Raw genomic sequence first — 13,423 nt, 5'->3', positions numbered from 1 at the left:
CTCGGCGGGCATCTGCACTTGAGCGGCGCCGCGCTCACGGGCGAGCGGCTGCGAGCGCTCGACAACGCCGTCGCGCTGCCGCTGCGGCTGCTGGAGCCGCCGGACGCAGGCAAGCGGCGGCCGCGCTACGGCGCGCTGGGCGACTATCGCCCGAAGGCGCATGGCGGCTTCGAGTACCGTACGCCGCCGAGCTGGCTCGTCTCGCCGCTGCTCGCGCGCGGGACGCTGGCTCTGGCGAAGGCGGCGGCCGAGCACTCGCGCGAGCTGGCCGCCGATCGGCCGCTCGACGACGACGCGATGCGCGACGCCTTCTATGAAGGCGGCCGAAGCTTGCTTCTCGCCGGCGCGGAGCGCGTCTATCGCGCGCTGCAAGCCACCGCCGGGTACGCGAAGTACCGGGCGGACATCGACCCGCTCTTCCGCGCGATCCGTGAAGGTCGGAGCTGGGACGAGACCGCCGACATCCGCCGCAAGTGGCGGATTAAGGTGTGACTTGCTCATCGCTCAGCCATGCCGTCTCCGACAGCGCCATCCGACCTGCATTCATCACACAATCATCCGGCCCCGAGCCGGGAAACGAGGCCTTCATGAGCAGCAGCAACGACAATCGTACCGACATTGAGCGGCGGAAGAACGAACATATTGATATTTGTCTGCGTGAAGACGTGCAGAGCCGAGCCGTCCGCAGCGACGCGCATCGCGGCAACAGCGGCCATATCGATAGCAGCCGCAGCGGCTTCGACAGCTACCGATTCCGCCATAACGCGCTGCCGGAGATCGACTTTGCGGCGATCGACATTTCCGCCAGCTTCCTCGGACGACCTCTGCAAGCGCCTCTGCTCGTCAGCTCCATGACCGGCGGAACGACGGAAGCCAACCGCATCAATCGCCGACTGGCCGAAGCCGCGGAACGGCGCGGCTGGGCGATGGCGCTCGGCTCCGGGCGCGCGGCAATCGAGCGGCCGGAGCTCGCCGAATCATTCCGTGTCCGCGAGCTGGCGCCGACCATTCCGATCGTCGCGAACCTCGGCGCGGTGCAGCTCAATTACGGCTATGGCGCGGACGAGTGCCGCCGGCTCATCGAGTTGACCGAAGCTGACGGATTGGTACTTCATCTGAACGGCCTTCAGGAAGTGTTCCAGCCGGAAGGAGATACCGACTTCAGCGGGCTGCTGCGCCGCATCGAGAAGCTGTGCCGCGAGCTGGACAAGCCCATCGGCGCCAAGGAGGTCGGCTGGGGCATCGATGGCGAGAACGCGGGCAGACTGTTCGATGCTGGCGTCAGCTTCGTCGACGTTGCCGGAGCCGGAGGCACGAGCTGGAGCCAGGTTGAGAAGTTCCGGCTGCCGCCGGGCGTGCGCCGCGAGGCGGCGGAAGCGCTCGCCGGCTGGGGGCAGCCGACGCCTGCGTGCATCGAAGAAGCCCGCTCCGCCGTGCCGGATGGCTGTCTGATCGGCAGCGGCGGCCTCGCGAGCGGCGTCGATGCCGCGAAGGCGATTGCGCTCGGCGCGAATCTGGCTGGCTTCGGCCGGTCGCTGCTGGCCGAGGCGGTTGAATCCGTAGAGAGCATAGAAGAGAAGCTCGCCGTGATCGAGTTCGAGCTTCGTGCGGCGATGTTCGGCATCGGGGCAGGGACTTTAGAGCAGCTAGCAGAGACGAATCGGCTGATCCGGCCGGGCGGCTGATCCTCGCCCCATGACGCACGAACCGCTGTTCGTCAACCATGGCATACACCGCCGATCCGGAAGACGTTGGCAAGCCGAGATCATAGCGGCGCGCCTCCGTCTTTTTTGCTATAATCAGAGGATACAGCAACCGCGGGAGGAAGTACGATGGCCGGTTATACACCTATGATGCAGCAGTATTTATCCGTCAAGGAAGAAGCGAAGGACGCGCTCCTCTTTTTCCGGCTTGGCGATTTCTATGAGATGTTTTTCGAAGATGCGCTGACCGCGTCTCGAGAGCTCGAGATCACATTGACAGGACGCGAGGCCGGGGCAGAGGAGCGCGTGCCGATGTGCGGCGTTCCCTATCATTCCGCTGAAGGATACATAGCAAGGCTGGTCGAAAAGGGCTACAAAGTCGCGATCTGCGAACAAGTCGAGGATCCTGCCACTGCGAAGGGGGTCGTGCGGCGCGAGATCGTCCGCATCGTAACGCCTGGCACCGTTATGGAGACGAAGTCGCTTGGCGACGGCGCCAACAACTTCATTCTCGGAACCGCCGAAGCGGACGGGCGGTTCGGGCTGGCTGCCTGCGACTTGACGACAGGAGAGCTGTACGTGACGTCGTTCGCCGCATCGCGGGAAGCCGTCCGCAACGAACTGAACGTCTACCGCCCGGCCGAAGCGGTCGGCGACGCGGCTTCGCTCGCTCGGCTGAGCGAAGAGTCGGCGGCATCCGGACGCACGCTGCTCTGCACCGTCCGCGAAGAGGCTGACGCCTCGCCGCAATCGCTCGCCGCGCAGTTCCCGGGCGAGCTGTGGGAGCAAGCGGATCCGGTGCGCCGGCTGGCTGTCGCGCGCCTGATCGCGTACCTGGGCGAGACGCAGAAGCGCTCGCTCGGTCACTTGCGTTCGGTCAAAGCATACGATCCGCAGATGTTCATGGCGCTGGACGCATTCACGCGCCGCAACCTGGAGCTGACCGAGACCGTGCGAGACCGTTCGCGCCGCGGCTCGCTGCTGTGGCTGCTGGACAAGACGCGCACGGCGATGGGCGCGCGGCTGCTGAAGCGCTGGATCGACCAGCCGCTGCTCGACGAAGCGGCGATCAAGGAGCGGCTCGACGCGGTCGAAGCGCTGCACGGCTCCTGGATGCAGAGGGAAGAGCTGCGAACCGAGCTGAACGAGGTGTACGACCTCGAGCGGCTCGTCGGCCGCATCGCCTACGGCACCGCGAACGGGCGCGACTTGAACGCGCTGAAGGCGTCGCTTGGCCGCATTCCGGCCATCCGCGGCGTCTGCGCGCAGCTCGGCTCCGCCCAGCTCGTACGGCTGGCTGGAGCGCTCGACGACTGCGCCGATCTGGCGGCTGCGATCGACGCGGCCATCACGGACGAGCCGCCCGTCTCGGTGCGCGAAGGCGGCCTGATCCGCACCGGCTACAACGCGAAGCTCGACGAGCTGCACATCGCCAGCAAGGACGGCAAGAAGTGGATCGCGGAGCTGGAACGCCAAGAGCGCGAGGCCACGGGCATCAAATCGCTGAAGATCGGCTTCAACAAGGTATTCGGCTACTATTTGGAAGTGACGCGCTCCAACCTTGGAGCCTTGCCGGAAGGCCGCTACGAGCGCAAGCAGACGCTGGCGAATGCGGAGCGGTTCGTGACGCCGGAGCTGAAGGAGAAGGAAGCGCTCATCCTCGAAGCGGAAGACCGGATGGTCGATCTCGAATACGAGCTGTTCACGGAGCTTCGCGACCGGATCGCCGGCCAAATTCCGCGTCTGCAGAAGCTGGCGGAGCAGGTAGCGGCGTTAGACGTGCTTCAATCCTTCGCGGAGGTGAGCGCCGAACGCCGCTACACGCGTCCCGCCATCGGAAGCGGGTATGAGCTGACGGTGACGGACGGCCGCCATCCGGTCGTCGAGGCCGTCTCCGAAGGCACCTCGTTCATCATGAACGACACGTCGCTGACTGACGACAGCTCGATCTTGCTCATCACGGGCCCGAACATGGCGGGGAAGAGCACGTATATGCGCCAAGTGGCGATGATCGCCATCATGGCGCAGATCGGCTGCTTCGTGCCTGCGAAGCGGGCCGAGCTGCCGCTGATCGATCGGATCTTCACGCGCATCGGCGCGGCGGACGATCTCGTCGGCGGGCAGAGCACGTTCATGGTCGAGATGAAGGACATTCAGGTGATGACCGAACAGGCCACCAGCCGAAGCCTCGTCATCATCGACGAGCTCGGCCGGGGTACGTCTACCGATGAGGGCATGGCGATCGCCCAGGCGGTCATTGAATATGTACACGACGTCATTGGCTGCAAGGCGCTCGTGTCGACCCATTTTCACGAATTGGCGCACTTGGAGCAGACGCTGCCTCGGCTTCGCAATGGCTGCATGGCCGTGAAGGAGAATGCGGACGGCGTCACCTTCCTGCGCAAGCTCGTCGCCGGCGCTGCCGACTCGAGCTATGGCATCTACTGCGCGCAGCTCGCCGGCTTGCCGGAGACGATCGTCTCGCGGGCGTACGGCTTACTCGAAGGCTCGGCAGCAGGGGAGACGGCTGCCGCAGGCATCGGCGCGAAGCGTCCATCGGCATCTGGGGCATCGGCCGTCGGGGAGACCGGCGGATCGTACGCCGGCTCCGGGCCCGAGACGGCCGAAGCCGATGCCGGCGGTCTCGTCCAGCTCGCGATGTTCGCTGAGCCGGAGCCGCCGAAGACGGAGAAGCCGCGCAAGCCGGCGTCCCCTGGGGCCGAACGGATCGCGGAGAAGCTGCGCAAGCTGGACGTGATGCGCATGACGCCGCTGCAGGCGCTGGAGTGGTTGAACGACGCACGCAACCTACTGATGGAGAGCGGGGAATCCTCTTGAACCGAATTCGACTGATACGCCGCATCGTCTCGCTGATTGCCGTCCTGTCGCTGCTATCCGGAGCGGTTCCCGCCGCGCTGGCGGCAACCGAAGCGCAGACGGAGGATGTCAAGAAGCTTCTGGAAGAGTATCATCTCAGCGCTCCTACAGGCGAGGATTTGAATGAAGCGGCGATCGAGGGCATGGTCGACTCGCTTCAGGACCCGTATACGGAATATTTCACCGATGAGGAATGGCAGCAATTCTCGGATTATTTGGCCCAGACGTACGTCGGCGTCGGGGTCGTCAGCACGGTCGACGGCGGCAAGCAGTACGTTCAAGACGTCATCCCGGGCAGCCCGGCTGCCAAGGCCGGGCTCGCGCCGGGCGATGAGTTCGTCTCGGTGAACGGAATGAACGTGGAAGGTCTGTCGCTCATCGAGATGAACGACCTGATTACAGGCGATGAAGGCACAACCGTTCGACTTAAGGTGATACGCGACGGCGAGGCAATTACGTTCACCTTGACGCGGTCTATTGTACAACTGCCGATCGCTTCGTCTCAGATGCTTAGCGGCGGAATCGGATACCTCTCGCTCAGCATGTTCGCCGCCAACGCGGCGGACAGTTTCAAGCAGGAGCTGGACAAGCTGGAGAAGGCAGGCATGAAGTCGCTGATCATCGATCTGCGGGATAACGGCGGAGGTTACGTGGACCAAGCGCAGCAGATCGCCGGCAACTTCATTCAGGCAGGCGTGCTGGCCCATCTGACGGATCGCGAAGGCGTAGACCATCCGATATCGGTTGAAGGGGAGCGCAAGAAGTATCCGATCTATATTCTTGTGAATGAGGATACGGCCAGCGCATCGGAGCTCCTGGCCGGCGCGCTGCAGGATTACGGCGCCGCTAAACTGATCGGTACGCGAACGTACGGCAAAGGCGTCGTTCAGCAGATTATGGACGTGCCGTCCGGCGGCGTGCTGAAGGTGACGATAGAAGAATATACGACGCCGAAGGGCCGCAAGGTCGACCACACGGGCATCTCGCCCGATCTCGAAGTACAGGACTACGTGCAGCAGCTGTTCGCGGCGATCCGCGCGGCGGGAGGCCGGCCTGCCGTCTTAGTCGCAGGCAAAGGCTCGCTCGTGATCGACGGCTTGCGGATGCAAGCGAACGATATCGTCACTCGCAAGAACGGCGTTCCTTATCTGGATCTGCGTCTGGCTGCCGCATTCCTGGGCGGAACGGTGCAATATGACGCCAAGAGCCATTCGATCTCGATCATCTTCGGAGGCAAGACGAGCCGTCTTGCTGTCTCGGACTCCCATCTGATCGTGAAGGACGGAGTCAGCCGCATGGATGTCCGCTTGCTCGCCAAGTGGATGCCGCAGCTTCGCTGGTCAGATGCGAACGGCTTGCTGAAGCTCGCTCAACTATAATTATCATACGGGAAAGGCAGGGGTCGAGATGGGCGTCATTCGCTTGCTGGACGAACACTTAGCCAACCAGATCGCAGCCGGCGAGGTCGTTGAGCGGCCTTCATCTGTCTTAAAGGAATTGATCGAGAACGCAGTGGATGCCGGCGCGACGACCATTGATGTGACGGCGGAGGAAGGCGGCTTGTCGCTGCTGCGGATCGTCGACAACGGCTCGGGCATCGAGCCGGACGATCTGCGCACGGCCTTCCAGCGGCATGCGACGAGCAAGATCGCGACCGGCAAAGATCTGTTCCAGATCGTCACGCTCGGCTTCCGGGGAGAAGCGCTGCCGAGTATCGCGGCCGTCGCCAAAGTCCGCTGCGTGAGCGCATCCGATTCCAGCGGACTCGGCCGCGTCCTTGAGATTGAAGGCGGCGCGATTAAGATCGAAGAGGATGTGTCTGCTCCGCAAGGCACAGACATGACCATTCGGGAGCTCTTCTTCAACACGCCGGCTAGGCTTAAATATATGCGCACGGTGCAGACGGAGCTTAGCCATCTGTCCGACGTGATCTATCGCCAAGCGCTCGCGCATCCGAATATTGCCTTCACGTTCGCGCATAATGGAACGACGCTCGTTCGCACGCAAGGGAACGGCGATCTGCGCCAGGTGGCGGCCGCCATCTACGGGACGGCTGCGGCGAAGGCCATGATCGAGTTGTCGGCGGAGCATCCCGACTATTCGATCGACGGGCTCGTCGCGATGCCGGTGGAGACGCGCTCGAACCGCAACGCCATTACGGTGTTAGTCAACGGCCGTTACGTGCGCAGCCCCGCCGTCGTGCAGCCGCTGCTGCAGGCCTATCATACATTGCTGCCGATCAATCGGTATCCGCTTGCGGTGCTGAACCTGCGTATGCATCCGACGCTGGTCGATGTCAACGTGCATCCGGCCAAGCTGGAGGTACGGTTCAGCAAGGAGAGCGAGCTGCGGGCATTCGTCGAGCAGGCGGTGAAGCAGGCGCTGGGCACTCAAGCGTATATTCCGTCCGGCTCTGCGGTGCGGACGCCGAAGACGCAGACGTGGGTACAGGATCAGATCCGCTTCCAGGTGCCCCCGTCGGAGCCGAGCGGTGTTAGCAGCGCAGCTGGCGGCTTGCTTGCGAACGGCGGAGAATTGCCGTCCGCTGCTTCGGCCTCAACCTCAGGCGTTCAGGCAAGCGCTAGCATGCAGGCAGCAACCGGCACGCCAGCTTCCCGCGCCGGAAGCAGCAGCGCCGCCTATGAAGATGCAGCGGCGTTCGAGAGCTTGGTGCGGGAGAGCGGCAATTCCGAAGCTTCGATGGACCGCTCGTTCGAGAGCAATTCGCCCGCTTGGCCGTCTCGTCAACAATGGCCGAGCACGCCATCCGGACGATCGCCCTCCGCAGCTACTTCGACCGGGCGCAGCGAATGGCAGGAGAGAAGCGCGCAGCCGCAGCAGCGCGTGCCGGAGCAAGTATGGCAAGCGGCCTATGCCGCGCCGGACGCGGCCGCCAAGCCGCCGGAATTCCCCGAGCTGCACTGGATCGGGCAGATGCATGGGACGTATCTGATCGCCCAGAACGACACGGGTCTCTATCTGATTGATCAGCACGCCGCGCATGAGCGAATCAATTACGAATTCTATTACGAGAAGTTCGGCCGGCCGGAGGAAGCGAGCCAAGAGCTGCTGCTGCCGGTCACGCTGAGCTTCTCGCCGGACGAATACATCGCGTTGACCAGCCGTCTGCAGCTATTCGAGCAGGTGGGGGTATATTTGGAAGATTTCGGGGGCAATACCTTTATCGTGCGCGCAGTGCCGCATTGGATGCCTTCTGGCGACGAAGCGGACATCGTGCGCGAGATGGCGGAGTGGGTGCTGGCGGAGAAGAACGTCGATCTTCGCAAGCTGCGGGAGAAGGCGTCCGTACTCTGCTCCTGCAAGGCTTCGATCAAAGCGAACCAGGCGCTCACCCGAGAGGCGGCGGAATCGCTGTTCAAGCGTCTCGGGGAGTGCCGTCAGCCTTACACTTGCCCGCACGGCCGGCCGATCGTCGTCAGCTTCACCACCTATGAGCTGGAGAAAATGTTCAAGCGGGTGATGAATTGATCGTGACGACGATAGAACGGCCGGACGAGGAGACGGTCCGCTATGCGATGCGGATCGCCGAGGAGCTGGGCTGCGCTTATGCGCCGCGCCGCCGCGATACGATCCGCGGCTTGATGCGCGCCAAGCCGGAGGCGGCGGACGGTGTTCTCGCCGCCGGGCCGGAGGGCTTAAAGTTCTCGCAGCGAGACGAGCCGCCGCTGTTCTACCATCCGAGCATGGCGTTCATCCGCGCGAAGCGGCTGCGGGAAGGCGGCTATGACGCCATGGCGCATGCGGCTGGCGCGAAGCCGGGGGACGCGGTGCTCGACTGCACGGCTGGACTTGGCTCCGACGCGCTCGTCTTCTCCGTCGCCGTCGGCGCGGAAGGACGAGTGACCGCGCTTGAGGCTTCGCCGCTTCTGCACCTGATCGTGCGCGAAGGCATGCGAACCTATCAGACGGAGCTGCCCGATATTAACGAAGCGATGCGACGCATCCAGCACATCAAGGCAGAACACCTTGCTTATTTGCGCAGCTTGCCAGACAAGAGCTATGACATCGTCTACTTCGATCCGATGTTCACGAAGCCGGTCATGGCTTCCGCCTCGCTGATGCCGCTTCGTACCGTTGCAGAGGATTCGGCGCTGACGCAAGAGGCCGTGATGGAGGCGCGCCGCGTCGCCCGCCGAGCGGTCATGCTCAAAGACCATCGCGACAGCAAGGAATTCGAACGGTTAGGATTCATTCGTCCTCGCCGAACGGCCAACGCTGTCGCTTACGGAGTGATAACCCTAAGATGAACGATAAGATGTCGATGTCGTTCCGATCTAACAACAAGTCCGGCGATGCTCCAGAGCTAGAGGACCAGCGTCCGCCGCTGCTCGTGCTCGTCGGCCCGACCGCCGTCGGCAAGACCGAGCTGAGTCTTCGGATCGCGGAGAAGTTCGGCTGTGAGATCATCAGCGGCGACTCGATGCAGGTATACCGCGGCATGGACATCGGCACCGCCAAGCTTCCGCTGGAGGAACGCCGAGGCATTCCCCATCACCTGATCGACATCCTTGACCCGAGCGAGCCGTTCTCCGCAGCCGACTTCCAAGCTTTATGCGCGGAGAAGATCCAAGAGATTCACGCCCGCGGCAAGCTGCCGTTCATCGTCGGCGGCACCGGCCTCTATGTAGAATCGGTCTGCTACGGCTACCAGTTCCAAGAGTACGGGAGCGATGAGGCGTTCCGTGAACGGATGAGCGCCTTCGCGCGGGAGTATGGCGCGGAAGCGCTGCACGCGCGTCTCTCCGCCGTTGACGCGAAGACGGCCGCCAAGCTGCATCCGAACGATGAACGGCGCATTATCCGCGCACTCGAGATCTTCGAAGTGACAGGACGTCCGATGTCCGAGCTGCAAGAGCAGGAGAGAGGCGACGGCAAGCAGTCGCCGTACCGTCTCTGCCTGATTGGGCTCACGATGGATCGGGCCGAGCTGTACCGCCGGATCGACGCCCGCGTAGACCTGATGCTGGAGCAGGGGCTGGTCGAGGAAGTGGAACGCCTTCTCAAGCAGGGGCTAAGCCGCGATGCGGTCGCCATGCAAGCGTTGGGCTACAAGGAGATCGCCTTGTATCTAGCCGGCGAGCTCGATTACGAAGCCGCCGTCACGCTGCTCAAACGCGATACGCGCCATTTCGCCAAGCGCCAACTATCGTGGTTCCGACATATGCGCGAGCTTCAGTGGGCAGACGTGGGCGAACAACCAAAAAACACCGAACTTTTCAAGGAGATTTGTGCTATAATAGCAGGAAAGTTTCCTTGCGATCTTGAATACATTTATTCATAATCCATATGGCGATGGGGGTTACTTGTAATGAACAAGACTATTAACATCCAGGATACGTTCCTTAATCAACTGCGCAAGGACAGCGTCCCGGTTACGGTCTACTTGACCAACGGGTTCCAAATCCGCGGCATCGTCCGCGCCTTTGATAATTTCACGATTGTCATCGACAGCGAAGGGCGCCAGCAGATGGTATACAAGCATGCGATCAGTACGTTCACGCCGCAGCGCAACGTATCCCTGCATTTGCCTGAAGCGGACGCTTGATCGCGTCCCATTCCAGGCGATTTTTGAAACTTTTGTACCCCACATTGCGTCTAACAGAATAGACCGGCCACTCGAGCAACCCTTAGACGGGTTGTTCTTCTTTTGACCGGATATAACAGAGATATAGCAATCCTGCAAGAAAAAGGGGAGATTCCATGAAATCGGCACAGGCAAGCAGGAAGGGAAACAACCGCAAGCCGGTGAAACGCAAACGAAAGAGCAGGGCGTGGCTGTGGCTGTCATTCGTCGTTCTGTTCGCCGTCGTATGCGCAGTTATCGGTTATTTGCTCGTTATATTGAATGGCGAGAGAATTCTGAATGCGAACTTCGATAAGCTTAACGATATGGAGCAGTCGACGAAGATCGTAGATGCGTCGGGCAACGAGTTGAAGACGCTGGCGGTCACCGGAGGCGTCAGGGAGTATGTTAACATCAGTGATATTCCCAAGAAGGTGCAGCAAGCGTTCGTAGCGGTCGAGGATAAGCGGTTCTACGAGCATGGCGGGGTGGATGTGTGGGGCATCGGACGCGCGCTTGTGAAGGACATCATCGAGCGCAGCGCGGCGGAAGGCGCCAGCACCATTACCCAGCAGGTGGCCCGCAATATCTTCTTGTCTACGGAGAAGACGCTCTTCCGCAAAGGAACGGAAGCGTCCATCGCACTTGCGCTGGAGAATCACAAGTCGAAGGATGAGATTCTCGAGATGTATTTGAACCGGATCGACTTTGGCCACCGTCAATTAGGGATCAAAGCCGCGGCCAAATATTATTTCGACATCGACGATTTGAACGATCTGAACACAGCTCAGATCGCGATACTCGTCGGCATTCCGAAGGGGCAGAACGTCTACAATCCGATCTCCAATCCGGAGAAATCGCTTGAGCGCAGAACCGTTGTTCTGTCGGTCATGAAGGAACAAGGACTCATCACGGAACAGGAAGAGAAGGAAGCCGCGGCATGGAAGTACAAGGCTCCGGCGTCGACAGAGGCAAGCGCTTCGCAATTCGCGACCTTTATCGACTACGTGCTGGAAGAGGCGGAGCAGGTAACCGGCTACGAAGAAGAGCAGCTGCTTACCAACGGTTATACGATCTATACGACCATCGACATCCCAGCACAGCAAGCGATGGAGAAGGCGTTCAAGGATGACGACAACTTCGAGAAGAGCAAGGACGACACGCCGATCCAAGGCTCGATGGTCATCATGGACCAGCACAATGGGGAATTAAAAGCAATGATCGGCGGCCGCGATTACCAGACCGGGAACTGGAACCGCGTCGACAAGCCGCGCCAGGCAGGTTCGTCGTTCAAGCCCATTGCGGTTTACGGCCCCGCGTTCGAGACGGGCGAATGGTTCCCGTGGTCTCAGGTACAGGATAAGAAGGTGTGCTACGACAACGGCAAATATTGTCCGGCGAATGCGAGCGGCGAAGGCTATCTCGGTACGACGACGATTACCGAAGCGATTACGAATTCGCGTAACCAGCCGGCCGTCTGGCTGCTCAACGAGCTCGGCGTGAGCAAGGCAATTGAATTCGCATCGAGACTGGGCATCGAGCTTAGCCCGGATGACCGCAACCTGTCGGTCGCGCTCGGCGGCTTGACGAACGGCGTGTCTCCGCTCCAGATGACGCGCGCCTATGGCGCCTTCGCGAACGGCGGCACGCTGCAGGATGCGCACAGCATCCTGAAGATCGAGAACAGCGCAGGCAAGACCATCTATGAGTTCAAATCCAAGGCGAAGCAAGTCATGGATCCCAAAACGGCTTATTATTTGACGGAAGCGATGAAGGACGTTGTCAAATCCGGCACCGGCAAGAAAGCGAAGATCAGCGGCCGCACAGTCGCCGGCAAGACAGGGACGACTCAGCTTGGCATCGAGGGCGTTAATAATTCGGGCGCCAGCCGCGACATCTGGTTCGTCGGTTACACGCCGGAATGGACGGCAGCCGTCTGGATCGGATACGACAAGACGACCGAGGAACACTATGTCAGCAGCAAGAGCGGCACGGCCGCAGCGCTGTTCTCCAAGGTCATGTCCGCCGCGCTCAAGGGCCACGACAAGCAGTCGTTCCCGAAGCCGGATGGCGTGGACCAGCCGAAGACGACGCAGGATGCCGTATCAGGCTTGACCGCTAATTATGACGCTCAGCAGATGGCGGTACAGCTGAACTGGTCCGCTGTGACCGGGGAAGGCGTCACGTACAAGGTGTACCGGAAGGCAGATGGCGAAGCGGACTTCAGCCTATTAGGCGAGAGCGCCGAGCCGGCATTCCCGGATATGACCATCGCGCCGGGCATGACCTATTCGTACTACGTGACGGCATACGACGCGCAGCTGAAGCTGGAGAGCGAGCCTTCGGCGCAAGCGACGGTGACGATCGAGACGCAGGAAGAGACGCCGCCGCCGATCGATACGGGCGAGATTCCGCCGACCGACCCGGGAGACGGAACCTTCACGCCGCCGATCGACGGCCAGGATCCCGGTACGCCTCCCGGCGACGGCACGAATCCGTGGCCTAGCCCAGGTAATCAAGGCCAAGGGCAGGGACAAGGACAAGGTCAGGGCAATGGACAAGGACAAGGGCAAGGGCAAGGACAGGATCAAGGAACCGGAGCGGGCGGCGGCGAAGAACCATCTGCTCCGCCGGTGATGGGGCAGGAATCGACGCCAAGTCCTACTGATACAGGCATCATCGTGACCCCGGTCAACTGATCGGGACGCTAGGCAAGCTGTAACCGCCACTTGCGGGTTACAGCTTGTTTTTTACCAATAAGCCAGACAACCTTACATAGCTGAAGATCAAAGGAGCAGATGAGACATGTTGTGCGTTCGAGTGACAACGGAGCAGCAATTAACGGCAGAGAAGCAGATTCGCAAGGCGGTATTCGTGGACGAGCAGGGGGTTGACGAATCGCTGGAGTGGGATGAATATGACGTGTCCCCCGAAGCATGCCATCACTTCCTCATAACAGACGACGGCGAACCGGTCGCGACGGGGCGCTGGCGGGAGTACAAGCCCGGGATCGCGAAGTTCCAGCGCATCGCCGTGCTGTCCCCTTACCGGGGGCGCTCGGTTGGCCGGCTTCTGATGGAGACGATGGAGACGGATGCGCGCGAGAGCGGCTGCTCCGGCGTCATTCTAGATGCCCAATGCACTGCAGAGCCGTTCTATCGCAAGCTCGGCTACGAGGCCGTCTCGCCGGAGACGTTCCTGGATGCGGGTATCCTGCATGTTCGAATGGGCAAAAATTGGAGTTAAGCACCGCGATTCG

The 13,423-nt window shown here is 61.5% G+C and carries 10 protein-coding genes; all 10 read left to right on the top strand.

Features of this window, described 5'->3' with window-relative positions; genetic code table 11:
• Positions 1-492, top strand: a 492-nt coding sequence (locus H4Q31_RS20380) for a putative amidoligase domain-containing protein (protein WP_446483087.1), incomplete at its 5' end; no start/stop codon positions are given.
• Between the two features lie 95 nt (positions 493-587).
• Positions 588-1,685 carry a type 2 isopentenyl-diphosphate Delta-isomerase gene (fni, locus tag H4Q31_RS20375; protein WP_185180901.1) on the top strand — a complete coding sequence of 366 codons (1,098 nt, stop codon included), beginning with the start codon at positions 588-590 and terminating at the stop codon, positions 1,683-1,685.
• A 147-nt stretch (positions 1,686-1,832) separates the two neighbouring features.
• Complete coding sequence (mutS, locus tag H4Q31_RS20370) at positions 1,833-4,541, top strand: DNA mismatch repair protein MutS (protein ID WP_185180900.1); 2,709 nt, start codon at positions 1,833-1,835, stop codon at positions 4,539-4,541.
• Positions 4,538-5,959, top strand: a complete 1,422-nt coding sequence (locus H4Q31_RS20365) for a S41 family peptidase (RefSeq protein WP_185180899.1) — start codon at positions 4,538-4,540, stop codon at positions 5,957-5,959. Before mutS ends, H4Q31_RS20365 begins: the two co-directional genes overlap by 4 nt.
• 28 nt (positions 5,960-5,987) lie before the next feature.
• A complete protein-coding gene (gene mutL / locus H4Q31_RS20360) occupies positions 5,988-8,069 on the top strand; it encodes a DNA mismatch repair endonuclease MutL (protein ID WP_185180898.1) in 2,082 nt (693 codons plus the stop codon).
• Between the two features lie 2 nt (positions 8,070-8,071).
• Positions 8,072-8,848 carry a class I SAM-dependent methyltransferase gene (locus H4Q31_RS20355; protein WP_311771776.1) on the top strand — a complete coding sequence of 259 codons (777 nt, stop codon included), beginning with the start codon at positions 8,072-8,074 and terminating at the stop codon, positions 8,846-8,848.
• A gap of 14 nt (positions 8,849-8,862) precedes the next feature.
• On the top strand, positions 8,863-9,882 hold the full coding sequence (gene miaA / locus H4Q31_RS20350) for a tRNA (adenosine(37)-N6)-dimethylallyltransferase MiaA (protein WP_185180903.1): 1,020 nt from the start codon (positions 8,863-8,865) through the stop codon (positions 9,880-9,882).
• Between the two features lie 27 nt (positions 9,883-9,909).
• Positions 9,910-10,146, top strand: coding sequence for an RNA chaperone Hfq (gene hfq / locus H4Q31_RS20345; RefSeq protein WP_185180896.1), 237 nt, complete (start codon positions 9,910-9,912; stop codon positions 10,144-10,146).
• Between the two features lie 200 nt (positions 10,147-10,346).
• Entirely contained in the window at positions 10,347-12,863 is a 2,517-nt protein-coding gene (locus H4Q31_RS20340; RefSeq protein ID WP_311771775.1) for a PBP1A family penicillin-binding protein, read from the top strand.
• A 106-nt stretch (positions 12,864-12,969) separates the two neighbouring features.
• Positions 12,970-13,410: a GNAT family N-acetyltransferase gene (locus tag H4Q31_RS20335; protein ID WP_185180894.1), complete on the top strand. Its 441-nt coding sequence runs from the start codon at positions 12,970-12,972 to the stop codon at positions 13,408-13,410.
• The last annotated feature ends 13 nt before the right edge of the window (positions 13,411-13,423 follow it).

Origin of the sequence: Cohnella lubricantis (assembly GCF_014212015.1) — a bacterium.
Classification (GTDB): Bacteria; Bacillota; Bacilli; order Paenibacillales; family Paenibacillaceae; genus Cohnella; species Cohnella lubricantis.
The sequence above is the reverse complement of the archived record's forward strand: the minus strand, read 5'-3'. Positions and strand labels throughout refer to the sequence as shown.